Origin of the sequence: Frondihabitans sp. 4ASC-45, assembly GCF_049472575.1 — a bacterium.
Classification (GTDB): Bacteria; Actinomycetota; Actinomycetes; order Actinomycetales; family Microbacteriaceae; genus Frondihabitans.
This window is the reverse complement of sequence record NZ_JBCEBN010000006.1, coordinates 80,668-105,017: the sequence shown is the minus strand read 5'-3', so window position 1 is coordinate 105,017 and position 24,350 is coordinate 80,668. Positions and strand designations below refer to the sequence as shown.

Below are 24,350 nucleotides of genomic sequence, written 5' to 3'. Positions count from 1 at the left end.
AGCAGAAGAATGAGGATGCCCGGATCGCCGGGCAACTTCGATAGTCTTTCACAAATGTCACGACCGATCAAACTTCACACCCCGCCCGCCTTCACGGCCGACATCGTGGCCGACGCCCGCGAGCGCATCGCAGAGATTCTCGACGACCTCGCCCGGCTGACGACGGAGTACAGCTCTGACATCGAGGTCTGGGGCTCTGCGGTCACGACCGCCGGGTGGGAGATCGCCCGTCTCGGCCAATGGCTCGGGCTCGAGGGTGAGGCCGTCCTGCTCCTCGGCGGTTCGTCGTACCCCGACATCGCCGAGCACGAGGGCACGAGCGCCTCCAACGTGTACAACCGCGTCGGTAAGTCTCTGACGCTGGCTCCCTATGCCAAGGCCGCAGGCGCCACCACGCGGGTGACGGCGGAGGGGCTGGAGACGGCGAGGCGTGACTACGCACTCGAGGATCCCGCGGCGGCCTCGCTCGAAGCGGACGACAGGGCCGCAGACGGCTCTCTTGCCGACCGGATCCCCCGGATCCTCGTCTCCGGCCCGGTCAAGGCGACGGAGATCGTGGCGGCTCTGCCCGACTATCGGCGGTCGAGCGTGTTGTCGACGCTGTCGATCCTGGCTCGCGAAGGCGCCGTGACCCGGGTGGGCCACGGCGTCTACGCGCTTCTGCCGCGAGAGGGCGACGAGACGGTCGAGCCCGGCTAAGCCAGGCCGAACTCGGTCAGTTCGGCGTCATCGAGCATTCTCGACCGGATCAGGAACCGTTTGCCCTCCGGACTCTCGACACTGAAGCCGGCTCCGCGCCCTGCGACGACGTCGATCGTGAGGTGGGTGTACTTCCAGTACTCGAACTGGCTGCGTGACATGAAGACCTCGATCGGGTCGAGCCCCTTCACGTGCAGATCTCCGAGATGGACGTCGACGGCACCCACTCGAAAGAACCCGACCGGGTAGCACATGGGCGAGGATCCGTCGCAGCAGCCGCCGGACTGATGGAACATGAGCGGTCCGTGCTTTGCCGTCAACTCGACGAGGAAGGCGGCTGCCGCGGGTGAGACGTCGACCCGCGACAGCGCCCGCTCGGGAGGCGGCGCCTGGTCAGACGTCGCCTCGGGCTCGGTGTCGATCAAAAGAACCCCATGGGCCCGTCGGCGTACGACACCAGCAGGTTCTTCGTCTGCTGGTAGTGATCGAGCATCATCTTGTGGTTCTCCCGGCCAATGCCCGACTGCTTGTAGCCGCCGAATGCCGCTCCTGCCGGGTACTGGTGATAGGTGTTCGACCAGACGCGGCCGGCCTGGATGTCACGACCGGCGCGATAGAGCTGGGCGCCGTTGCGCGACCAGACCCCGGCACCGAGGCCGTACAGGGTGTCGTTGGCGATCTTGATCGCATCGTCGTAGTCGTTGAAGCTCGTCAATGACAGCACGGGCCCGAAGATCTCCTCCTGGAAGATTCGCATCGAGTTCTTCCCCTCGAAGATGGTCGGATTGACGTAGTACCCCTCGGTGAGGTCGCCGCCGAGATCAGCGCGATCGCCGCCCAGCAGCAGCTTCGCGCCCTCCTGCTTGCCGATGTCCATGTAGCTGAGGATCTTCTCGAGCTGGTCGTTCGAGGCCTGGGCGCCGATCATCGTGTCGAGCGACAGCGGATTGCCCTGCTTCACCTTCTTGACGCGGTCCAGACCGTCGGCGACGAACCCGTCGTAGATGGACTGCTGCACGAGTGCCCGTGACGGACAGGTGCAGACCTCACCCGAGTTGAGGTTGAAGAAGGTGAAGCCTTCGAGGGCCTTCGCGTAGAAGTCATCCTTCTCGTCGGCGACGTCGGCGAAGAAGACGTTGGGGCTCTTGCCACCGAGCTCGAGCGTGACCGGGATGAGGTTCTCGGAGGCCATCTGCATGATGAGGCGGCCCGTCGTGGTTTCGCCGGTGAACGCGATCTTGCGGATGTTGGGGTGCGACGCGAGCGGTGCCCCCGCCTCGACGCCAAAGCCGTTGACGATGTTGAGAACGCCGTCGGGGAGCAGGTCGGCGATCAACTCCATGAAGACGTGGATCGACGCGGGCGTCTGCTCAGCCGGCTTCAGCACGACGCAGTTGCCGGCGGCGAGGGCCGGGGCGAGCTTCCACACGGCCATCAGCAGCGGGAAGTTCCAGGGGATGATCTGGCCGACCACACCGAGCGGCTCGTGGAAGTGATACGCCACCGTGTCGTTGTCGATCTCGCCGGTCGAGCCCTCCTGCGCGCGAATCGCGCCCGCGAAGTAGCGGAAGTGGTCGATAGCCAGCGGCACGTCGGCGGCCAGGGCCTCGCGAATCGGCTTGCCGTTGTCCCAGGTCTCGGCGACCGCGAGCATTTCGAGGTTCGCCTCCATGCGGTCGGCGATCTTGTTGAGGATCAGGGCACGCTGCGCGATCGTCGTCTTCTTCCACGAGTCGAACGCACGCCAGGCCGCCTCGACGGCGCGATCGATGTCGGCCGCGTTGCCGCGCGCCACCTCGGTGAAGACCTTGCCGTTCACCGGCGAGGGATTCTCGAAATACTGCCCGCTCGCGGGGGCGACGTACTCGCCGCCGATGAAATGGTCGTAGCGGGGCTTGAACTGTACCTTCGCGTCGGGGGTACCCGGAGCGTCGTAGGTGTTCGGAGGAGTCGTGACGGTCATTGTCGTATCCCTTTCGACGTCGTTGTCGTGCGGCATCCGTGGGTTCGATGCCTGGCGGGACTCTACAACGGCGAAGGTTGCAGACGGTTGCGGCTGGTGCTGGTGCTCGTGCTCCACGCCGCAGGCATCGCTGCGGGTCACAGCCGGTCGAGCCGCTCCAGCCGGGCGACGATTCCGGCTCGGCGCGGCGATCGAGCCGGCAGCAGTCCGAGAGCGGCCATCAGGATATCTCGATCGGAATCGTCGCCCGACCTCTCGGCGAAAGCGAGGAGCACGTCGACCGACGCTCCCGTGAGGAGCGATTCACGGAGGCGCGTGGCCAGGCCGTCGCGGATGTCTTCGACGCCGGGGGCCCCGGATCCTGGGAGCACCTGGCCCGAATACGCGTCGACCGCCTGCCGGTGCGCACCCCGGTCGAGCAGGGCGTCGACACGGGCGATGTCGGTGTCGAGCGCATTCGGCAGCCGGTACGGGCGGGAGAGCGGAGCGAGCCTCGGGTCGAGCACCTCGAGCGCGTGTCGGAGCCGCACCATCTCGGCCCGGAGAGTCGTGACCGCCGAGGCGTCACCGTAGACGAGGGCTGCCAATTCCTTGGCACCGATTCCGCGAGGGTGGGCCGACAGGATCGTGATGATCTCGCTGTGGCGGGCCGTGAGCGAGACGATGCGTCGGCCGTCCGAGATCATGGCGGTGTCGCGGCCGAGCGTGCTCAGGGTCGCCGACGCGCTCGGCGTGGACCGGGCCGAGCGACTGTGAGCCGGAGTAGTGCGCCGTGATGCGCGAAGGCGCGACACGAGCATCTCCGACTCCATGGCGGCGGCGGTCGCCTGCAGCAGAGGCAGCGTGTGATCGGCGACGGCGCGGTCGTCACCCGTGATGTCGAGAAAGCCGAGGATCCGACGCGTCACCGGGTCGTGAATGGGCACCGCTGTCCAGCTCCATTGCTGCACGAAGACATTGAAGTGCTCCGACCCGCGGATCTGCATGCCGTGGTCGAGCACCAGAGCCGTGCCGGGAGCCGAGGTTCCTACTCGGCTCTCGGCCCAGCCCGCCCCTTCGACGAAGCGCATGCCCTCTGCCTGGCGCTTCGCAGAGTGATCCCCCTCCACCCACAGCAGGCGGCCCCGTTCGTCGCCAAGGGCCACCAGCAGCCCCGAGCCCTCGATGTCGGCGAGCAGCAGGGTGCGCACCACCGGCAGGAGAAGAGCCAGGGGATGGTCGCGTCGGTAGTCGCCGAGGTCGGACTCGGGCAGCTCGAGGGAGGGGAGCAGTCGTTCCGGGTCGAGGCGGCGGCGGCGGGCTCGCTCCCACGACTCGGCGACGAGGCGCCCGTGGGGGTCGGTAGCGTCGCGGGAGTCGTGGGCCTTGGGAGTTGCGCCGCGTCCGCTTCGGACAGGGGCGATCCACGGGTTCGATCCCGGGGAGTCGGCTGCGCCGCGGCCTGTAGCCATTCCGCACCAATCGTCGTCGATTGTTCGGGCCGCGCGGGGCGCCCCGTCGTGATGGAATCAGCCTACGTCGCGTTCGGCGCCCCGGGGGGCCGGTTCAGGGAACTGGCAAAACCGGGCGGATTCGGCTCAGCCCGAGGGGAAAAGAGCAGTTCTGCCAGAGTTCTGAACCGACGTCACGCGGCGCAGGCGAGACAGAGCGCCGCCATCGGCCGGGCTCCCAGACGCGCGGCCGTCATCGGCAGGCCACACGAGATGCAGAAGCCATACGTTCCGGCGTCGAGTCGAGCGAGAGCAGCCGCAGCCTCGTCAGCCCGCTGCTCGGCCGACCGACGGATCGCCTCCAATTGCGAGCGTTCGTAGGCGATCGTCGACCCCTCGGGGTCGTGCTCGTCGTCGACATTCGACGACTCGCGCGCCTCGCTGACGGCGGAGATATCGAGCGTCAGGCGGCCGGCCAGAGCGAGTGCGTCGGCGTGAATGGCGTCGAGACGATGACGGATCGCAGGATCCTCGTGGTCGCCGACAGGGTCTGTCACGGGAGCCGCTCAGCCCTTCGTGATCGCGGGCACTTCTTCACCCGGGCGGGGCGGTTCGGGCGGGGTTCCGGTGCCGAACGGTCGGCCGCCGAGGTCGTCGCGCCCGTGCGGCTCGAGCCAACCGCTCTCGGTCGGGCCGAGGGGCACGATCTTCGTCGGATTGATGTCGCTCTGAACGATGTAGTAGTGCTTCTTGATCTGATCGAAGTCGATCGTGTCGCCGAAACCCGGGGTCTGGAAGAGGTCGCGCGCGTAGGCCCAGAGCGCGGGCATCTCGATCAGCTTGTTGCGGTTGCACTTGAAGTGGCCGTGATAGACCGCGTCGAAGCGGGCGAGGGTCGTGAAGAGGCGGATGTCGGCCTCGGTGATGGTGTCTCCGACGAGGTAGCGCTGGACGGTGAGGCGCTCTTCGAGCCAGTCAAGGCGGTCGAACAGGCGGGTGTAGGCGCGCTCGTAGCTGCCCTGGGATCCGGCGAATCCGGCACGGTAGACGCCGTTGTTGACGTCGCGGAAGATGATCTCGGCGACGTCGTCGATTTCGTCGCGAAGGTGCTCGGGGTAGAGGTCGGGAGCGCCCTCGCGGTGAAAGTCGACCCACTCGGTGGCGAAGTCGAGGGTGATCTGCGGGAAGTTGTTGGTGACCACCTTTCCGCTCGGCACGTCGACGATGGCCGGCACTGTGATTCCGCGCGGGTAGTCGGGGGTGCGCTTGAAAAAAGCCTCTTGGAGGCGTTCGATGCCGAGTACCGGATCGCGACCGCCCTCGTCGAGGTCGAAGGTCCAGGAGCGGGCGTCGTGCGTCGGCCCGGGCAGGCCGAGCGAGATGGCGTCTTCGAGGCCGAGCAGTCGCCGCGAGATGATCGAGCGGTTCGCCCAGGGGCAGGCGCGGGCGGCTACGAGACGGTAGCGGCCCGCCTCGACCGGCCATCCGTCGACGGCGTCGCGGGTGATGCGATCCTCGATGTAGTTGGTGTCGCGGGTGTACTCCTGGCCCGGGGTGACGTAGCTGCCGGGGGTGCCCTCGTCGGTGCTCGTGCTGTTCGTGCTGTCGCTCATGTGGTTCAGCCTACGCACGGCGCCCGAGGGCGGGTCGGCGGGTGCTCTCCGCGGGTCGGCGGGTGTTCCCCGCGGGTGGGCGGGTGTTCCCCGCGGGTGGGCGGGTGTTGTGGAGAGTCGGGGGGGGGGGSVSCMCCCCCCCACTCCGACAAAAAAGCGCCGACTCCCCCGGCGCAGGGCTGAGAGCTACCCGATCCAGGCCTGAATCGGGCCGCGCGCGAAGTAGATCCCGAAACCTAGAGCGACGACCCACAGCAGCGGGCTGATCTCTTTGCCCTTGCCGGAGAGCGACCGGAGCAGCACCCACGAGATGAATCCGGCACCGATTCCGTTCGAGATCGAGTAGGTGAGCGGCATCACGATGATGGTGAGGAAGACCGGGAGTGCGACGCTGAAGTCGGTCCAGACGATGTCTTTGATCTGCGACACCATGAGAGCACCGACGACGACGAGGGATGCCGCGGCCACCTCCAGCGGAACGACCTGGGTCAGCGGCGTGAAGAACATTGCGAGCACGAACAGCAGGCCGGTCACGACCGACGCGAGCCCCGTCCGCGCGCCCTCGCCGACGCCGGATGCCGACTCGACGAACACCGTGTTCGACGAACCGCTCGACGCGCCACCGGCCACAGCGCCGATGCCCTCGACGATCAGGGCGGGGCGAAGGCGCGGGAACGTGCCGTCGGGGGCGGCGACTCCGGCCTGGCGGGCGAGGCCGGTCATCGTGCCCATAGCGTCGAAGAAGTTCGTGAAGACCAGGGTGAAGACGAGCATCGTCGCCGCGACTCCGCCGATACGCGAGAAAGCGCCGAAGAGGTCGAACTGACCGACGAGCGAGAGGTCGGGCAGCGACACGATGCTGGTCGGGAGCCCGGGTGCGTTGAGGTTCCACCCCGCGGGGTTCGTGCCGAGCGACTCGGGCACCTTGAAGATGAGATTGAGAATGATCGCGATGACCGTGGTGACGACGATGCCGATGAGGATCGCGGCACGGACCTTGCGAGCGACGAGGACGCCGATCACGACGAGTCCGATGACGAACACGATGGTGGGCAACGTCTCGACGGATCCTGCGATTCCGAGCTGGACCGGCGGCGACGCCTCCCCCGACGTGCGCACGAAGCCGGCGTCGACGAGCCCGATGAAAGCGATGAAGAGGCCGATGCCGACGCTGATCGCGGTCTTCAGGGCCTGCGGCACCGCCTTGAAGATGAGTGTGCGCAGGCCGGTCGCGGCGAGGATCACGATGATGAGGCCCTCGATGACGACGAGGCCCATCGCCTCGGGCCAGGTGACGTCTTTGACGACGCTGACGGCCAGGAAGGAGTTGATGCCGAGCCCCGCGGCCAGGCCGAACGGAAGACGCGCGACGAGACCGAACAGGATCGTCATCACACCGGCGGTGAGTGCCGTGACGGCACCGACCTGGGCGTTCTGCAGCCAGTTGCCGGCGATGTCCTTCGCCGCCTGGTCGGCCGAGAACCCACCGAGGATCAGCGGGTTCAAGATGACGATGTACGCCATCGTCACGAACGTGACGAGACCGCCACGCACCTCGGTCGCCCAGGTGCTGCCCCTCTTCGTGATCTCGAAGAACCGATCGAGGGTGGGCAGGATCCGGGTGGTCGTCGAATTCGACACAGTCACTCCTCGAGCTCTGAAACTGAACGTGCGCGACGTGCAAGGCCGCAAAACGCAAAGTCACAGCATAAGCCCGCGCGACTACTCCTCCGTGACGCTCAGAACGGTCACACGCTCGGGGTACTGCCCCGGAAGGTGGAGGCCGACGACCCCGAGCGACCGGCCCGACAGCACGGTGCCGGAGCCGCCGTTCCACCAGGCGGGCGCGACGAATCCGTCGTCGGGATCGCCGACGACTATCGGGGCCACTCGGTAACGCCGAGCCGGGTCGAGACCGGGCAGCGTGAATCGACCCCGCGGCGACACCTCGCTGCGGCCCAGAGTCGCGAGGAAGAAGAGCGCGGCGGATTGGTCGGCGGCGACAGCCCCGTAGACGTTGACCGTCGGGTCGAGCGCGTCGGCCCGGACCATGTCACCCGAGTGCATCAGGGCGCGCTTCTCTTTGTAGAGCGCGATCCACGCCGCGAGGTCGTGATTCTCGGCCTCGGTGGCCTTGGCGAGATCCCACTCGATGCCGAGGTGCCCGAAGAGCGCCGTGCCGGCGCGGAACGAGAGCTCGTGGTAGCGGCCGGTGGTGTGGTTGACCCCGGAGGCGATGTGCGAGCCGAGGATCTCGGGCGGCAGCAGCTGCATGGTCCAGCGGTTCATCTGCTGGCGGTCGAGCGGGTCGATGCAGTCGCTGACCCAGATGCGGTCGGTTCGCTCGAGCACGCCCAGGTCGACCCTCGCACCGCCGGACGAGCACGACTCGATCTCGAGACCGGGGAATCGCACCTTCAGCTCGTCCATCAGGGCATAGGTGGCCAGCGTCTGCTCGTGCACGCCCGCGACTCCGGTGGGCCAGGTGCCGGCATCGATCAGGTCGCGGTTGTGGTCCCACTTGATGTAGGCGATGTCGTACTCGCCGAGGATCGCGGTCATCCGCTCGAGCACGAACTCGTACGCCTCGGGGATGCCGAGGTTGAGCACCTGCTGGTGCCGGCTGCGGATGGGCAGGCGACCTCCCGTCTGCATGATCCACTCGGGGTGCGCCCGAGCGAGGTCGCTGTCTTCGTTGACCATCTCGGGTTCGAACCAGAGCCCGAACTCCATGCCGAGGCCCGTGACGCGGTCGATCAGCGGCGACAACCCGTTCGGCCAGATCTCGTCGTCGACGTACCAGTCGCCGAGCCCGCGGAAGTCGTCACGCCGACCACGGAACCACCCGTCGTCGAGCACGTACCGCTCGACGCCGAGGGCTGCGGCACGGTCGGCGAGATCGGTGAGGCGCGCGAGGTCGTGGTCGAAGTACACGGCCTCCCACACGTTGAGGGTTATCGGGCGGGGCCTCGTCGGGTGCTCGTCACGCGATCGGAGGTAGCGGTGGAACCGGTGCGCCTGGTCGTCGAGCCCGTCACCGTAGGCAGCGTAGATCCAGGGAGCCGTGTAGGTCTCGCCCTCGGCCAGACGCACCTCGCCCGGCAGCAGCAGCTCGCCGCCGCCGATCACCTGCATGCCCGAGAACAACCGCTCGGCATAGTGCCGGTGGTTGCCGCTGAAGGCCGTGTGCACGCCCCACACCTCGCCGCGGGCGAAGCCGAAGCCGGGCTCGCCGACGCTCAGCACGGTGGCCGCGTCGGCACCGGTGCGGCCCTTGCGGCCCTCCCGCTCGTGGATGCCCACGACGAGCTGGCTGCGCTGGGGCGTGCGCTCCTTGCCCCAGCGACCGGCGAAGTCGAGGATCTCGCGCGCCCGGGGAGGAATAGGCAGAGCGACCGTCAACTCGGTGACGGTGTACGGGCCGGCCGCCTCGTTGCGCAGGGCAGCGCGCGCCCGGACGAGACCGGAGAGCAGCATCTCGACGTCGAGGTGGATCTGGAGCCCCGCTTCAGGATCCTGAGCGGTCACCGTGACGAGACCGGCACCGGTCTCGACGAAGTCGCCCTCGACGCTGCTTCCGTCGACGAGCACGTCGGTTACCTCGAACTTCGAAGACCAGTCGCGGCCCTCGCGGTGCCCGGCGACGCCCGGCTTGCCGACCCAGCCGATGTGGTGCTCGGGCAGCATCGACAGGCGCACCGGGTCGTCGACGGCGTTTCCGGCCAGCGGCTCGACGTCGCCCTGCGCGAGCGCACGGGCCTCATCGAGCGAGAGGTCGCCGAGCGCGGCACCCCAGTGCACGACAGCGGGCAGCTGCCCGTCGGTGAGGTCGAGAAGAAGGCTTACGCCGGAGGCGCGGAGATGGACGAACTGCGGCACTGGTACTCCTGTGGATCGGCTGCGGTGGCGGTCGCATCCAGTATGGCGACGTCAGCATCGGGGTGCGAGAGGCTCGCGCGGGATCCGGGCGTACCGCCCCTCAGCCGAGGAGCGTCGGGCGTGTGTCGTCGAGCGTGTGCGGTCGGGCGTGTGTCGTCGGGCGTCAGCCGCGTCGCGCCTGCAGAGCGAGGAGAACGAGCGGCACCTGCAACGGCAGACGAACGACAGCGATGACCTTGCGGCGCGGTGCGGCTCGACGGCTGCGCAGAGCGTCGCGCGCCATCTTGACGTTCGCCGGGAACACCGCGACGAAGAGCGCTGCGGCGAGGATCCCCCCGACCGACCTGGTGCGCGGGATCGCCAGGGCCGCGGCGCAGGCGAGCTCGGCCCCGCCGGAGACGAGGGTCCAGGTGCGCGGTTCGCCGGGAAGCGACTCCGGCACGATGCCGTCGAAGGTCTTCGGACGGGCGAAGTGCAGGGCGCCGCTGACGGCGAGCGCGGTGCTCAGGATGAGGGCGGTGCGGCGGGGGTTCTGACGGGGCATGGTGCAACTCTGCCAGTGCCGGCTGGGTCTCCTGTGCCGGCTGGATCTCGTGAGCCGGCTGGGTCTCGAGTGCCGGCCGAGTCTGGTGAGTTGCGGATCCTCGTCGTGTCGGTCTCAGGGCCGGCCCCCGCCACAGCGTCAGCGGTCGGTGAGCACCAGCTTGTCACCCTGGATCGTCAGCGACTTGTAGATGTACATCGACTGCTCGTAGCCGCCCTTGTAGGTCGAACCGAAGAAGTCTCTCGTGTACTTCATGTCGACTTTGCCCCCGTCACCCGTGACGACGACGGTGCCGTCGTAGGTCAGATCGACCGAGAGGGTCGGCCTCGAGGTGATCTTGTACGAGACCTTGGTGGCGTCGCTTCCCGGGCCGTAGAACGGGCAGGCATCGTCGAGTTCACCGGTGGTGGCTTTGGCGCACTTCGCGATGAGATCGGTCACGAGCGTCTTGGCGTCGGATTCCAGCTCGGAGGTGGGTGCCGCGGCGAACTCGAGGCGGCTGCCCGCATACCCGTCTGCCGTGACGGTCACGCTCTTCGAGGAGGCCTCGAAGTACTTCGTGCCGGCGACCGCGATCGAATACGTTCCGGGGAAGGCGGAGAGAGTGAGCGTGCCCTCCTTGGTCGTTCCGACCTTGACGCCGTCGACAGTGACGTCGGCGTCGCCGAGTGCGCTGGCGGTGGCGATCGAGACCGGCGCGGCGAGCGAGCTCGTCACGGCCCACTTGTCGTGAATCAGCCACGAGGTGCCGGTCCGGGTCAGTTTCAGGGTCGAGTCGTGCGATTCGCCGCCCTGCCGGTAGCTGACCTTCACCGACGCGAGGTCACCCGAGACGGTCGCGTTTCCGACGGCGACGTCGCGGATCCGATCCTTCGCCGACGAGAGCACCTTAGTGGTGAGCATGCCCTTGCCGGTTCCGGTGGCCCCTGACAGACGACCGGCCGCGTCGGCGTCGCCCGAGCTCAGTGCCGCGAGATACGCCTCGGCGGCGTGGCCCGGGCCGTAGACGGTGGAACGCAGAGTCCCGGCGGTGATCGCTCCCCCGACGATGAGGACGAGCACGATTCCCCCGGCAATGAGCGAGCGAACAAGGATCCGACGCTTCCGCGGCGACATCGGCTCGGCCGCGATCGCGGGCTCCGCGCCTGCCTCGCCGACGCCCATCTGGCCGTCGCTCATCTGGCCGACGCCCATCTGCTCCGTGCCAGCCGACGCACCGGGCCCGGACGCCGTCAGGTCTCGCCCGACGAACCTCCGGGTGACGCGGAGAAGACCGGGTGACGCAGCGGGGAGCACGAGCGGCGCCAGGTACCGAGCGACGACCTCGATGGCAATGCCCCAGGCGGCCAGGACGGCGATCGTCCACGGTGTGACTCCCGCGGATCCTGCACCCCCGACCCCGGCGATCTGAACGGAGAAGACAGCCGTGCCGAACACCTGGAGCAGCAGGCCGAGGAGTGCGTAGACGACGGCGGTGGCGACCCAGTCGGCGACCGTGCGATCGCGTCGGTTGCGTCGTACCGCGAGTGCGAGGCCCGAGACGACGGCGGTCAGAACGACCAGGAGGACGAGCAGCCAGGCGGTGACGGATCCCCCGGAGAAGACGGTCGCCGTGCCACTTCCGGCACCCGCGCCGCTCGAGCTTCCCGACAGCGTCGACATGAGCGACCCAGCCGATTCGGAGACCGAGACTCCTCCGAAGAACCCGATCGCGATCGCTATCACGGCGACGTTGCCGATCACGAGCGGGAGGGCGGAAGCCCCGTCGGGGTGAGCGACGGCCGCGTAGATGATCACGCCGACCATGACGACGACGAGGAGGACGCCGAAGTGCAGGGCTGCGACGCGCACCGTTCCGAGCAGCTGCGACAGGACCGGGTGCATTCGGGCGAGCCAGGCGGGGCGAGCGAGGAGCGCGACGAAGGATCCGATGACGAACGCCGCAATGACGGCCAGCGCATTCACCGCGGTGATGCCGGAGATGTCGAAGCCCGTCGCCTTCGGCAGGCGGATGGCCAGGGCGAGCCCGACGACGAGTGTGACGAGGGCGAGGCTCGCTCCGGCGACCGCCGAGACGACTGCGCTCTGGAGGAGGTCGAGCCGTCGGCTGCGGAACAGGCGCACGCCGAGCACGAGCGCGACGAGCTGAGCCACCAGCACCAGAACCGGAACGATACCGATGTGGATCGACCCGCTGACCGACGAGACGACGGTGACACTGCCGTGGATGGACAGACGACCGAAGTCGGCCAGAGCAACGAGCTGTGCGGGTGCGCCGAAAATCACCGTGACGGCGGTGATCAGACCGGAGATCGCCGGAATGCCGTCGCCTCCGGTATCACCGATCGATCCGCCGGCGCTGCCGGACCCCGTCGATCCCGACGAGCCGGAGCTGGCGATGACGAGAGCGGTGGTGAGCAGAAGCGACACGACCGCGACGAGGTAGGCGACGACGAATGCGCCGACTCCGGTCAGTGCTGCGGCGATCCAGTCGACCGGTCGGAGATCGCGGACGGCGCGGTCCAGTCGGCCGAGAGCGGGCGCGGTGGTGCCCGGCGTTCCGGTGTCGTCGGCGCCGGTTTTCGGCGGGTAGGGGGTGTCGCTCATGGTGTCCTCTCGAGTCGAGGTCACCCATGCGATCCGTCACACTGCGCCCCCCGACGATGCCCTCGAGTCTAGGGGAGTCTGAGATTCTCTCGAAACTCCGCGCCCGGGGCGGGTGCCCACCGCGAGCGCCGGGCTGGTGAGGTGCGGATCCTTGGCTGTGGCGTTCTGGGTGGGGTTGGGTGCCACTCTGCTACCGGCGCGTCTTGAGACCCGACGCGGTTCGGCCAATGCGGCGTGGCTCGCCGCGTCAGATTGGCCGAACCGCGTCACTTCGCCGGCCGGGTCAGCTTCGACGAGGCGCAAAACCAACGGCGACGGACGCCCCTGATGACAAGGCGCACGGACCGCGACACGGCGCTACTCCGCCCGCGACACCCCGCGACTCAGGATCGCCGACGTCAGCGCATCGACGGGCTCGCGGGGCGACGACGGATTGGCGACGAGCACGTAGTCGACGTCGCCGAGCCCCGGAAGCGAGAAGCGCACTGAGACCTTGACGAGGTCGGCGGGGATCAACGAGTACGGAAACACTGCGACCCCGATACCGGCACGGACTGCTGCGAGGATGCCGTTCACGTCACGCGTGTTGCAGGTGATCCGCCAGGTGCGCCCCGCGGCCTCGAGGGCGTCGATCGCCATCTGCCGCGACAGGCTCGGCGCCTGATACGTGATCAGCGGCACCGGCTGGTCGGCGTCGAGCTGCAGGCGCTCCTGCGCCATCCACACCATCGGGTCGCCGGCCACCCGTGTGCCGTCTTCGTACTCCCCCGCGCTCTGCTTGACGAAGATGAGATCGAGGTGCCCCGAGGCGAGACGGCGCCGGAGGGGCATCGACTGGTTCACGGTCAGCTCGAGGTTGATCTGCGGATAGAGCTGGCGGAAGTGCCGAAGGATCCGTGGCAACTGCGTGATTGCCAGATCGTCTGCCGCACCGAAGCGCAGCCGACCCCGCATGGCCGAACCCGAGAAGTAGCTTTCGGCGGAGGCGTGCGCCGCGAGGATCGTCCGGGCGAATCCGGCCATCGCGTCGCCGTTGTCGGTGAGCGCCACCTCGCGGGTGTCGCGGGCGACGAGGAGGCGACCCGCCGCCTTCTCGAGCCGGGAGACGTGCTGGCTCACTGTCGGCTGGCTGATGCCGAGCCGCGCCGCAGCCTGAGTGAAGCTGTGCGTCTCGGCGACGACGAGGAACGTGCGAAGCAGCGTGGGGTCGTACATCACCCCACTATTGCAGAATCCAATGACCTTGATAAGAGGCATTCGGGATCAAAATGCCCCGATCGGCCCTACCGTCGAATGGTGTCCACGTCGACGACGACAAAACCGTCTACTCTCGCCTTCCCCCCGACCGAACCTCTCACCATCGCCACCGAGCGTCCTCCGTGGCGGCACACCTTCATCGCCCTCTCGGTGCCGAACTTCCGCATCTGGACGGCCGGCAACCTCGTGGCCATGACCGCCGGGTGGATGCAGCGGGTCGCCCAAGACTGGCTGGTGCTCGAACTCACCGGCAGCGCCACCGCCGTCGGCATCACCGTCGCCATGCAGTTCGCGCCGATGCTGATGTTCGGTCTGCTGGGCGGGGTGCTCGTCGACCGCTTCTCGAAGCGGATGCTGATGATGATCACGCAATCGACCTTCGCCGTGCTGTCGCTCGGCCTCGCGGCCCTCACCCTCTCGGGCGGCGTCGAGGCCTGGATGGTGTGGGCGATCGCGTTCGCCACCGGCCTCGTCACCGTCATCGACAACCCGGCGCGCCAGGTGATCGTGACCGAGCTCGTCGGCCCGAGAAACCTCCGCAACGCAATCAGCGTCAACTCCTCGGTGTTCCAGCTCGGCGGCATGATCGGCCCCGCGATCGCTGGCGTGCTCCTCCTCGCGGTCGGCGCCGGGTGGGCATTCGTCATCAACGGCGTCGCCTGCGTGCTCGTGGTCGTGATGCTCTCGATGCTGCGCACGGCCGACATGCACCGGTCGGCGCCGGCACCTCGCCAGAAGGGCGCGCTCCGAGCGGGTCTCCGATACGCGGCGGGCAAGCCGACGATCATCTGGCCCGTTTTTCTGGTCGCCGTGTTCGCGGTGTTCGGTCTCACGATGCCCGTTCTGCTGGCGACCTACGCGTCGGAGGTGTTCCACGTCGGCGCCGGCGGCTACGGTCTCTTCAACTCGATGGTCGCGGTCGGTGCGCTCGTCGGCGCGCTGCTCTCGACCCGCCGGGCCAACATCCGGCTGCGCACCGTCGTGATCGGCGTCGGGGTCACCGGCATCGTGCAGGCGGCGACCGGCCTGATGCCGTCGATCGCGACCTTCGCCGTGCTGCTCGTCGGCGTCGGGCTCTCCGCTCTGCTCTTCCAGACGGCGTCCAACTCACTGGTGCAGATGTCGAGCAACATCGGAGTGCGGGGCCGGGTCATGTCGCTCTACGTGCTCGTGCTGCTCGGTGGTCAGGCAATCGGCGGGCCGCTCATGGGCTGGATCGTGCAGACGTTCGGCGTGCACGTCGGCATGCTCGTGTCGGGAGGTATGCCGGCGCTCGCCGCGCTCATCGCGGCGGTCGCACTCGCGCGACGTGGGCAGCTCTCGCTCCACGTTCGGGTTCGGCACCATGTTCCGATGCTGAGCATCGACCACCGGGTCGCGTAGTTCACCTCCGAAGCAGCGCGCTCCTTGCCGGCAACCGCGCGGAGGGGCGTCGCGAGATGGCCCGACCGACGCCGTCTCGACCCGCAGGCGGCCGACTGGGCCATCTCGCCGGGTGACTTCGAGCGGCGTCGAGCTTGCGAGAATAGACGGATGCCCCGCACGCCCAGACGCCGCCGCCAGAAGAACACCCCGCTCCTCGGTCTCGTCGTGCTCGGTGCCGTGCTCGTCATCGGAGCACTCGCGACCTCAGGCGCACTGAAGCCTCTCGGGTACGACCCCGCCGGCAGCAGCAGCACGTCCGACACTGGCAGCAGCGGAACGGCGGGTACGACCGATACCGCCGCCACGCCCGCCGCTATTCCGGCCGCCGCCGCACGAAAGAGCCTCGCGGGGCTCACCGTCAGGCCCTGGGCGACCGGCGTCCGTTACGACCGCGAGCGGGACTTCGGCGACGCCTGGCGAGACGTCGACCACAACGGCTGCGACACCCGCAACGACATTCTGGCTCGCGACCTGACATCGATCACCCGGTCGGCCGACTGCAAGGTGCGGTCGGGAACCCTCCGGTCGCTCTACTCGGGCGAAAAGGTGGCTTTCGTGCGCGGGCCCCAGTCGTCCGAAGAGGTGCAGATCGACCACCTCGTGCCGCTGAGCGACGCCTGGCGGACGGGCGGGCAGAACCTCACTCAGGCTCAGCGCGAAGCCCTCGCCAACGACCCCCTCGAACTCCAGGCGGTCGACGGCCACTCGAACAATTCGAAGGGCAACAAGAATGCCGCGGAGTGGCTGCCTAGCGACACCGGGTCGCGCTGCGTGTACGTGACCCGCCAGATCCAGGTCAAGGCGAAGTACGGCTTGTGGGTCACCTCGTCGGAGCGAGCGGCGATGTCGCGGATCCTGAGTTCCTGCCCCTAGAAGGCCTCCCTAGATCGACGCTCTCCGGCGGCCGCCGAATGCGAGCGATACGTCGATCCGCCATGGCTCGGGCGACCACGGCGTCGCAGCCGTGACGACGAGCCGCACGCGATCACCGGCGTGGATCGTCACGCGACCGTACAGGTCGAAACGCGAGCTGAGCACGAGCACCGCTTCGCCGTCGCCGTCGCCGAGGGCGAAGTCGTCGTGGCGCGCCTGGTCGAGGGTCGCACCGAAGCCCTCGTCGTCGAAGCGGACAGGCAGCCCCGAGACGAGGATCCGAGGCGGCACCGTCGCCCACCCGGCCACCGTCTCGGGAACGTGCGCGCTCTGGATCCTGAGGTACAGCTCGCCGTCGGTGCCCAGCGTGGCCACCGACGCGGCCCGGTCGATGCCGAGGTCGATGCCGTCGAGGCGGAAGCGGTCGTCCATGCCAGAAGCGTAGAGGCGCCCGCTTAGTTGTAGGCACAAGCAACTCGCTACGATCGAGGTCATGACGACTGACGGCACCCCCCGCTGGCTGAGCGACTCCGAGCGTGCGTCGTGGGTGCGCTTCGCCGCCGTCGTCGAGCTACTGCCCGGGGTGCTCGACTCGCAACTGCAGCGCGACGACGGTCTGACGCACTTCGACTACTTCACCCTGGCGATGCTCTCGGAGGCGCCCGACCGCACCCTGCGCATGACCGCACTCGCCGCGCGCACGAACGCCACGCTCCCCCGCCTGTCGCGGGTCGTCTCCCGGCTGGAGGAGCAGGGGCTAGTGGCGCGCAGCCCGTGCGCCGAGGATCGCCGCGCGACCAATGCGACGCTCACCGCCGCCGGTTGGAGCGCTGTGCAGGCGGCCGCCCCCGGTCACGTGGCGACCGTCCGCGAATCGGTGATCGACGCGCTGACGCCGGATCAGGTGACGCAGCTCGGAGAGATCAGTTCGGCGATTCTCGGGCGGCTGGATCCTTCGGGAAGGCTTTTCGCTCGGGAGAGTTGACTACGGGTATGAGATCCATCGTCTATACGCACACCGGTTCCCCCGACGTCCTGCAGCTCGTTGAGCGCCCGATCCCCGAGCCCGGGCCGGGCGAAGTGCGGATCCGCGTCGCTGTCTCAGCGGTCAACCCGACCGACTGGAAATCGAGGGCGCAGGGCGAGCTCGACTTCGACGAGGTGACGCCGAACCAGGACGGCGCCGGCACGGTCGACGCGGTCGGCGACGGCGTGACACTGCTGGCAGTCGGCGACCGGGTGTGGACCTACCTCTCGGCCCGCAACCGTCCCACCGGCACCGCGCAGGAATACACCGTGCTGCCCGAGGCGCGCGTCGTCAAGCTGCCCGTCGGAGTGGGCTTCGACGTCGGCGCAACGATGGGTGTGCCGGCCATGACCGCCCACCGCGCCCTCACCGTGCTCGAAGGCGGGCCGTCGCGCCTGTCCGCAGGAGCGCTCGACGGCAAGGTCGTGCTCGTCCAGGGCGGCGCCGGAGCCGTCGGTCACGCCGCGATCCAGCTGGCCCGCTGGGCCGGAGCGACCGTGATCACGACCATCTCGTCCGACGAGAAAGCCGCACTCGCCCGCGCGGCCGGGGCGCACCACATCGTCAACTACAAGACCGAGGACGCCGCAGCCGTCATCCAATCGATCGCACCCGACGGTGTCGACATCATCGTCGAGGTCTCGATCGTGAAGAACGCCGAGCTCGACGCTGCCGTCACCGGACAACGGTCGGTCGTGTCGATGTACGCCGACGACGGCGGCGACACGGCGGAGCTCGCCGTGCGCCCCAACATGACGAAGAACACGCGCTACCAGTTCGTGCTGCTCTACACGATCGGCGAGGAGGCGATGCGGGCCGCCGTCGAAGACGTCACAGAGGCGCTGATCGCCGGCGTTCTGCCGGTCGGCGAGGCGGCGGGCCTGCCCCTGGTGCGGTTCCCGCTGGCCTCCACTGCCGCCGCGCACCAGGCCGTGCAGGATGCGGTGACCGGCAAGGTCCTGATCGACGTCTCCGAGTAGCTGGGGCCTGCCCTCCTGCCCGCCTCCCCTCCTGTCTCCCTCCCCGCCTCCTCCCTCCCCCCCCCGCCCCCGCGGCGGCGAGACTCCACAAATGGCCCATGGTGGTTCTCCGCATGGACCATTTGGGGAGTTTCGCGTCGCGGAGAGACAGAAGAGGGGCATTAGGCGGGTGGGATGTAGCGAGATAACCGGTGGAGGAGACTAGCGGGCTCGGACAGGTCGAGCTCGGTGACACGGATGCCGCGCCAGCCCTCATCGGCGAGACGCTCTCGCTTGACTATGTCGAGGCGGAAGGTCTCCTTGTTCGTTCGATGATGGTCACCCTCGTACTCGATGTAGACCAGGGCGTCTTTGTACTGCATATCCGGTCGCCCGATCGCTGAACCATCCGCCGCGTACACCTTCTCGTTGAGAGCGTCGGGCTCCCTCAGGCCCGACCTCACAATCAGAAGCCTCAACTCCGATTCCTTCGGCGACCACGACTTGGGCCGCATGAGCTCGATTGCCTCGCGAAGCCTCCGAATCCCCCGGCGTCCAGAGCAGCGATCGAGGAGTCGTCGGAGATCCTCGATGCGGTGAAACCGAGCAGCCGCAAAGGGCGACCATTTAGAGAGCAGCGCATCACCCATGATCACCAGATCGTCCACCTCGAGCAGCTCGGCGCACTGGATCCAAGCCCGAACCGGCCCGACGACGTTGACACCGAGATGACGAACTGACCTGATCCCCGATCCGGTGTGCCCGACGACACCGGGGCGACGGGGCTCGCGCACGGCTGCCGTCGCGGTGACATGGAGAGCGTGAATCTGTCCCCGAGGCGCGAGCGGAAGAGGGAGTCTCCAAAGTTCAGCGGCTGTCAGGTGACTGAAAAGGTGCCCATCGGCGAGAAGCGGCGCGTAGTCGCGGCACCTGTCGATCAGCGCCGGACCTTCTCCTCCGACGGCCCTGACTCCGTGATGCGGTGACCGGAGGTCTCGGGCTCGAAGTCGCTTGCGACCCGCACCCGAGACGAGAGCGCGGCTGACGAGAAACCGACGGGAGGGCAGGGAGGAGGGCAGAGGCTGACGGCGCATCCGACAGAGTGGCCTTGAGGGCGAGCCGCCGGATCCTCGGGGTCACAGATGGGGGTGGATCCGCAACGCACAGACCGCTGGGGAGACGAAGACGCCTGTCACGGCAAGCGAAGGCGCACGCTCACACCCTGGGCTGGGGCGGTGCGGAATGAGAGGGAGGCTCCGGAGGTGTGGGCGTCGTCGACCAGGATCCGCAAACCCGTTTGGCGCCGCACGGCACCGTCGACGGCAGATCCACCCAACACCGAACCGAGCTCCGAGCCGAGCTCGAAACCGACCCCGTCGTCGACGATCTCGAGGAGGCGCCCGTGCAGCGTCAGCGTGAGGTGGCCGGCGTGCGCGTGCGCCACGGTGTTGGCGAAGCACTCGCGGGCCACGCGGAAGACGAGCCGCTCCTCGTCGGCGTCGAGGCCGGTGCGGTCGGGCACGTCGATGCGCACCGTCAGCCCACGGTTGCGCGCCCGGGCAGCGAGATCGTCGAGGGCCGGGGCCAGGGCTCCGACAGAAAGCGTCGCCGGATGCAGGTCGATGAGGAGGGTGCGGAGCCCGCCCAGCCCGTCGCGGACGTGGCGAGCCGACGTGGCGAGCAGGCGGGATCGCACCGGATCGGTCTGTGAGAGTTCGCGCGACGCGGCCGAGAGGGCGAGGGCCGTACCGGTCAGCTCGTGCACGACGCCTTCGCGGAGGGATTCGGCGAGCCGTCGACGGTCGTCGGCCGCATCACCGAGAGCCAACTGGAGCTCCGCGCGGAGTTCCTCTCGTCGGGCGGCCTCCTCCCGTGCCAGCCGCGAAAGCAACCAGCCGATAAGAGACCCGAGCAGCACGACGAGCACGGCGATCATTCCGATCGTGACACCCGCGAACCGCAGCCAGACCTGACCGGAACGCTCGGTGAGCCGGTCGTAATCGAACAGGACCTCGACGAGCAGCTTCGTCCCGCCGGGCGTCTCGACTCCCCGGTACGCCACCAGAAGCGTTCCCGGAGCGTCGTCGAACCGCTCGCCTGCTGCGTCGGAATCGACGACGTGCGCGTCCAGCCCTCCCGCACGGAGAGTCGCACGGTCGTGCCGGTCGAGCGGAGACGTGCGCCCGATCAGTTCAGCCTCGTCGGAGTAGACGATTACCCCGGCCTCGGTCGACAGCTTCACGCGGACCACGCCGTCCGTACCGAGGATCCACCCCCGGACGACCTCGTCGAGCGCCTCCCGAGCGGACTGGGTCTGACCGACGGTGCCCCGAACGAGCGAGTCGGACAGCACAGGAACGATCACCGCGGTCGACAGGAGGCTGGTGGTTGACGCAGCGGTGGCAGCGGCCTCCTCCTCCGCGAGCTGGCGGGCGGCGACGAGTCCGCCGACCGTGACGAGGGCGACGAGGAGAAGGGCGAGAAGACCGGCACCGACGAGGATCCGGCGACGGCGCACCGGCCAGCCCGCGTCTCGGGGCGCGCTCGCCGGAGCCAGCTCGACCCAGCCGCCGTCGTCCTGCATAGGCCGACCCTACTGTGCGCGCCTCCCACGCCGACGGGAGGGCTGACAGGATGGGGGCATGACCGACGCCCCGCTGCCCGAGTGCCCCCTCACCGAGACCGACCTGCCGGAGTTCACGCCCGACGAGGTCCGCGCCCAGCTGGCCGAGCTCACTTTCGATTCCGTCGGATCCTTCGATCAGGAGGCGGCGTACTCACTCGGCACCCTCGCCGCCGAGATCGTGCGCGAGCGGGGTTTCGCGCTTGCCGTGCAGGTCGTGCTCGGCGAGCACATCGTCTACAAGGCGGCGCTCGGCGGTGTCTCGGCTGACACCACGAGCTGGCTGCGTCGCAAGTCGAACGTCGCCCTCCGCGATGCGCAGCCGTCGCTGCTGACCCGGCTCGAGGCCGACGCCTCGGGCACCCCGCACCAGATCGACGACGAGTTCGCCGTGTCGGGCGGGTCGTTCCCGATCGTCGTCGACGGATCGGTCGTGGGCACCATCACGGCATCGGGCCTCAAAGACGTGATCGACCACGACCTCGTAGTCACGGCAATTCGTTCGTACCTCGCAAATTGAACCCCGACTGACTCGACTGCCCAGGCACGACTGGTTCAGTTCTAGACGGGCGATCCATCCGGAACCCCGCCCGTGTCTAGCGAAAGAGCCCCCATGATCCGCCTTCTCAAATACCTGCCCGTCGTCTTGACCGTCATCCGCAAGATCCGTCAGCGTCGAGGTGCTGCTGGCGGTTCAGCAACGGGCGGTTCAGGATCCGGGCGCCGCCGCTGACATTCGGCCGGGTCGGCGTCGCACCGTTCTGCGCCACGCCCGCCGGTAGTCCTCGCACATTTGCGAGTGATCCGAAACGTCCGGCCGCAACCGCCTGCAACGGGTGTGACGAGACGCCGGGATCGCTCTCGAATTTGCGGCGGTCGGGCAGAACGCCGCCAGGTCAGGCGGACTCCGGCACGAACAAAGTGACCGTGTCGACGACGAGCGCAGGCCGCCCCACGCCCTCGATCTCGACGGTGAGCCGGTAACCGAGCCGCACGCCGGTCGCGCCAGATGCGGCCGACGTTATCTCGCCGACCGCGCGCACGCGACTGCCGACCAGCACCGGCTGCAGAAACCTGAGCTTGTCGGCCCCGTAGTTGATCACCTGGGCTGTGCCGTCGACGCGAAGCAACTCCTCCGCGAAGGCGGCCGTGAGCGAGAGCGTCAAGAAGCCATGAGCGATCGTCGCTCTGAACGGACCGCCGGCCGCGCGGGCCGGGTCGGTATGGATCCACTGCTGGTCGCCGGTGGCATCAGCGAACGCCTGAATCCGCCCCTGCTCGATGGTCACCCACGACGAAGGGCCGAGGATCCTGCCCTCCGCTCCGACGAGGTCGGCCGGACTCTCGAAGACGGCCGGCACCGACGCCTCATCCGCCCCGCTCAATCGAGCGGCCCACCCGCCACGTAGAGCACCTGGCCCGAGACGTAGCCCGCCTCTTCTGAGCAGAAGTAGGCCGCCGCCGCCGCGATGTCGTCGGGCTGACCGACGCGGCGAACGGCGATCTGCTTCGCCGCCTCTTCGAGGAACGTGTCGAGCGACACCTTCATGCGCCTGGCCGTCTCCTCGATCATCGCCGTCTCGATGAAGCCGGGAGCGATCGCGTTGGCGGTGACCCCGAACGGCCCGAGCTCGATCGCCAGCGTCTTCGTGAAGCCCTGCATGCCGGCCTTCGCGGCCGAGTAGTTCGCCTGCCCGCGGTTGCCCAGCGCCGACGACGACGACAGGTTGACGATGCGCCCCCACTTCGCCTCGACCTGGTACTTCTGCACTTCGCGGCTCATCAGGAAGGCACCGCGCAGGTGCACTCCGAGCACGGCGTCCCAGTCGTCGACGCTCATCTTGAAGAGGAGGTTGTCGCGAAGGATCCCGGCGTTGTTGATCAGCACGGTCGGCGGGCCGAGCTTCTCGACGACCGTCTCGACGGCCGCTTTCACCGACGCCTCATCCGAGACATCGGCCGCAACGCCGATCGCCGTCCCGCCCGCGGCAGTGATGGCGGCGGCCGATGCATCGGCGTCCTCCTGCCGCAGGTCGATCAGGGCGACGGCCATTCCGTCGCGTGCGAGTCGGGCTCCGACGGCGGCGCCGATGCCGCGCGCTCCCCCGGTCACGATCGCGATGCGCTGGTCTGAAGAGCTGTGCTGGTCAGAAGAGCCGAGTTGTCCAGAGATGCTGTGTTGGTCGGTCATGGTGGTTCCTTTCGTGTTCGTATCCGCGAGGGTCGACGAGCAGTGCTCTACGAGAGCCGCTCGACCACCATCGCCATCCCCTGGCCACCGCCGACGCACATCGTCTCGAGGCCGAAGGTGGCGTCGCGTGTCTGCAGCCCGTTCAGCAGCGTTCCGGTGATGCGGGCGCCGGTCATGCCGAACGGGTGCCCGACGGCGATCGCCCCGCCGTGCACGTTGAGCTTGTCGTGCGAGACGCCGAGCTCGCGGGCCGACGGGATCACCTGGGCGGCGAACGCCTCATTGATCTCGACGAGGTCGATGTCGTCGATGGTCATGCCAGCGCGGGCAAGGGCCTGCTTCGACGCCTCGACCGGTCCGAGGCCCATGATCTCGGGCGAGAGTCCGGTGACGCCGGTCGACACGATCCGCGCCAGCGGTGTGATGCCGAGCTGCGCCGCACGGCTGTCGCTCATGATGACGAGCGCTGCGGCCCCGTCGTTGAGCGGGCAGGCATTGCCCGCCGTCACGGTGCCCTCCTGGCGAAAGACCGGCTTGAGGCCGGACAGCGTCTCGACGGTGACGCCGGCGCGAGGGCCGTCGTCGACCGAGACGACCGTGCCGTCGGGCAGTGTGAAGGGCGTGATCTCGCGCTGCCAGAATCCGTTGCGAATGGCCTGTTCGGCTCGGTTCTGCGAGAGTGCCGCGAACTCGTCCTGCTCGTGGCGCGAGATGCCGAGCAGGCCGGCGACGTTCTCCGCGGTCTCGCCCATCGAGATGTAGGGGTCGGGGAGGTCGCCCCGGGAGCGAGGATCGACCCAGACGCCCGCGGGATCCTGGAATGTCGGAAAGAGCGGGTTGCGAAGATCTTCGCCGGGAATGTAGTCGCTCGACCCTCGGGCCGCGCTCGACACCGACTCGACTCCGGCCGAGATGAACACGTCGCCTTCGCCCGCCTTGATGGCATGGAACGCCATGCGGGTGGTCTGCAGGCTCGACGAGCAGTAGCGATTGACGGTGGTGCCGGGCAGGCGGTCGTAGCCGAGGGCGACCGCGACGATGCGGGCGATGTTCATGCCCTGCTCACCGCCCGGCATGCCGCAGCCCATGAGCAGGTCGTCGATGGATTCAGGATCCAACTCGGGCACCTTCGAGAGGACGTCGCGCACCGCAAACGCGGCCAGGTCGTCCGGACGGATATCGCGGAGGGACCCCTTCATGGCACGCCCGATCGGGGTGCGGGAGACGGCGACGATGACAGCTTCGGTCATGATCGGCGCC

22 protein-coding genes are annotated in these 24,350 nt (G+C 68.3%); 6 read left to right on the top strand and 16 right to left on the bottom strand.

Going from position 1 to position 24,350, the window contains the following annotated elements; all coding sequences use genetic code 11:
• The first annotated feature begins 54 nt into the window (after positions 1 to 54).
• Positions 55 to 699: a hypothetical protein gene (locus VH571_RS10875; protein WP_423264586.1), complete on the top strand. Its 645-nt coding sequence runs from the start codon at positions 55 to 57 to the stop codon at positions 697 to 699.
• On the opposite strand, the gene VH571_RS10870 is transcribed toward VH571_RS10875, so the two are convergent.
• From VH571_RS10870 to VH571_RS10825, 10 genes are all read right to left on the bottom strand, one after another.
• Positions 696 to 1,121 (bottom strand): DUF779 domain-containing protein, encoded by a 426-nt coding sequence (locus VH571_RS10870; RefSeq protein ID WP_423264673.1) that lies wholly within the window; start codon positions 1,119 to 1,121, stop codon positions 696 to 698. The genes VH571_RS10875 and VH571_RS10870 overlap by 4 nt on opposite strands.
• Positions 1,121 to 2,662, bottom strand: coding sequence for an aldehyde dehydrogenase family protein (locus tag VH571_RS10865; RefSeq protein WP_423264585.1), 1,542 nt, complete (start codon positions 2,660 to 2,662; stop codon positions 1,121 to 1,123). Before VH571_RS10865 ends, VH571_RS10870 begins: the two co-directional genes overlap by 1 nt.
• Positions 2,663 to 2,799: 137 nt before the next feature.
• Positions 2,800 to 4,113: a GAF domain-containing protein gene (locus VH571_RS10860; RefSeq protein WP_423264584.1), complete on the bottom strand. Its 1,314-nt coding sequence runs from the start codon at positions 4,111 to 4,113 to the stop codon at positions 2,800 to 2,802.
• 173 nt (positions 4,114 to 4,286) lie between these two features.
• Positions 4,287 to 4,649: a TraR/DksA C4-type zinc finger protein gene (locus VH571_RS10855; protein WP_423264583.1), complete on the bottom strand. Its 363-nt coding sequence runs from the start codon at positions 4,647 to 4,649 to the stop codon at positions 4,287 to 4,289.
• Positions 4,650 to 4,658: 9 nt separating this feature from the next.
• Positions 4,659 to 5,705 (bottom strand): glutathione S-transferase family protein, encoded by a 1,047-nt coding sequence (locus tag VH571_RS10850; RefSeq protein ID WP_423264582.1) that lies wholly within the window; start codon positions 5,703 to 5,705, stop codon positions 4,659 to 4,661.
• A 186-nt stretch (positions 5,706 to 5,891) separates the two neighbouring features.
• Entirely contained in the window at positions 5,892 to 7,352 is a 1,461-nt protein-coding gene (locus VH571_RS10845) for an NCS2 family permease (RefSeq protein ID WP_423264581.1), read from the bottom strand.
• 75 nt (positions 7,353 to 7,427) lie between these two features.
• Complete coding sequence (locus VH571_RS10840; protein WP_423264579.1) at positions 7,428 to 9,584, bottom strand: alpha-galactosidase; 2,157 nt, start codon at positions 9,582 to 9,584, stop codon at positions 7,428 to 7,430.
• A gap of 163 nt (positions 9,585 to 9,747) precedes the next feature.
• Positions 9,748 to 10,128, bottom strand: coding sequence for a DoxX family protein (locus VH571_RS10835; protein ID WP_055957423.1), 381 nt, complete (start codon positions 10,126 to 10,128; stop codon positions 9,748 to 9,750).
• A gap of 138 nt (positions 10,129 to 10,266) precedes the next feature.
• On the bottom strand, positions 10,267 to 12,735 hold the full coding sequence (locus tag VH571_RS10830; protein WP_423264578.1) for a hypothetical protein: 2,469 nt from the start codon (positions 12,733 to 12,735) through the stop codon (positions 10,267 to 10,269).
• Positions 12,736 to 13,092: 357 nt separating this feature from the next.
• Positions 13,093 to 13,950 (bottom strand): LysR substrate-binding domain-containing protein, encoded by an 858-nt coding sequence (locus VH571_RS10825; RefSeq protein WP_055957417.1) that lies wholly within the window; start codon positions 13,948 to 13,950, stop codon positions 13,093 to 13,095.
• Positions 13,951 to 14,028: 78 nt separating this feature from the next.
• Between VH571_RS10825 and VH571_RS10820 the strand changes: the two genes are divergently transcribed.
• Together VH571_RS10820 and VH571_RS10815 are read left to right on the top strand one after the other, a co-directional pair.
• Positions 14,029 to 15,375 carry an MFS transporter gene (locus VH571_RS10820; protein ID WP_055957415.1) on the top strand — a complete coding sequence of 449 codons (1,347 nt, stop codon included), beginning with the start codon at positions 14,029 to 14,031 and terminating at the stop codon, positions 15,373 to 15,375.
• 150 nt (positions 15,376 to 15,525) lie between these two features.
• A complete protein-coding gene (locus VH571_RS10815; RefSeq protein ID WP_423264577.1) occupies positions 15,526 to 16,290 on the top strand; it encodes an HNH endonuclease family protein in 765 nt (254 codons plus the stop codon).
• Positions 16,291 to 16,299: 9 nt separating this feature from the next.
• Here VH571_RS10815 and VH571_RS10810 read toward each other — a convergent pair whose 3' ends face one another.
• Positions 16,300 to 16,722, bottom strand: a complete 423-nt coding sequence (locus VH571_RS10810; RefSeq protein ID WP_423264576.1) for a hypothetical protein — start codon at positions 16,720 to 16,722, stop codon at positions 16,300 to 16,302.
• Positions 16,723 to 16,783: 61 nt separating this feature from the next.
• Between VH571_RS10810 and VH571_RS10805 the strand changes: the two genes are divergently transcribed.
• Positions 16,784 to 17,275, top strand: a complete 492-nt coding sequence (locus VH571_RS10805; RefSeq protein ID WP_423264575.1) for a MarR family winged helix-turn-helix transcriptional regulator — start codon at positions 16,784 to 16,786, stop codon at positions 17,273 to 17,275.
• Between the two features lie 8 nt (positions 17,276 to 17,283).
• Complete coding sequence (locus VH571_RS10800; protein ID WP_423264574.1) at positions 17,284 to 18,297, top strand: NADPH:quinone reductase; 1,014 nt, start codon at positions 17,284 to 17,286, stop codon at positions 18,295 to 18,297.
• A 161-nt stretch (positions 18,298 to 18,458) separates the two neighbouring features.
• On the opposite strand, the gene VH571_RS10795 is transcribed toward VH571_RS10800, so the two are convergent.
• The gene (locus VH571_RS10795; RefSeq protein ID WP_423264573.1) at positions 18,459 to 18,755 is read right to left on the bottom strand and encodes a hypothetical protein; all 297 of its coding nucleotides are present in this window, start codon (positions 18,753 to 18,755) and stop codon (positions 18,459 to 18,461) included.
• Between the two features lie 713 nt (positions 18,756 to 19,468).
• Entirely contained in the window at positions 19,469 to 20,860 is a 1,392-nt protein-coding gene (locus VH571_RS10790; protein ID WP_423264572.1) for a sensor histidine kinase, read from the bottom strand.
• A gap of 58 nt (positions 20,861 to 20,918) precedes the next feature.
• Between VH571_RS10790 and VH571_RS10785 the strand changes: the two genes are divergently transcribed.
• Complete coding sequence (locus VH571_RS10785; protein WP_423264571.1) at positions 20,919 to 21,419, top strand: heme-binding protein; 501 nt, start codon at positions 20,919 to 20,921, stop codon at positions 21,417 to 21,419.
• A gap of 376 nt (positions 21,420 to 21,795) precedes the next feature.
• Here VH571_RS10785 and VH571_RS10780 read toward each other — a convergent pair whose 3' ends face one another.
• The 3 genes from VH571_RS10780 to VH571_RS10770 are packed head-to-tail and all read right to left on the bottom strand — an operon-like array spanning position 21,796 to position 24,340.
• Positions 21,796 to 22,260 carry a MaoC family dehydratase gene (locus VH571_RS10780; RefSeq protein WP_423264570.1) on the bottom strand — a complete coding sequence of 155 codons (465 nt, stop codon included), beginning with the start codon at positions 22,258 to 22,260 and terminating at the stop codon, positions 21,796 to 21,798.
• A 20-nt stretch (positions 22,261 to 22,280) separates the two neighbouring features.
• Positions 22,281 to 23,090 carry a 3-oxoacyl-ACP reductase FabG gene (fabG, locus tag VH571_RS10775; RefSeq protein ID WP_423264568.1) on the bottom strand — a complete coding sequence of 270 codons (810 nt, stop codon included), beginning with the start codon at positions 23,088 to 23,090 and terminating at the stop codon, positions 22,281 to 22,283.
• A 47-nt stretch (positions 23,091 to 23,137) separates the two neighbouring features.
• Complete coding sequence (locus tag VH571_RS10770; RefSeq protein ID WP_423264567.1) at positions 23,138 to 24,340, bottom strand: acetyl-CoA C-acetyltransferase; 1,203 nt, start codon at positions 24,338 to 24,340, stop codon at positions 23,138 to 23,140.
• Between the last annotated feature and the right edge of the window lie 10 nt (positions 24,341 to 24,350).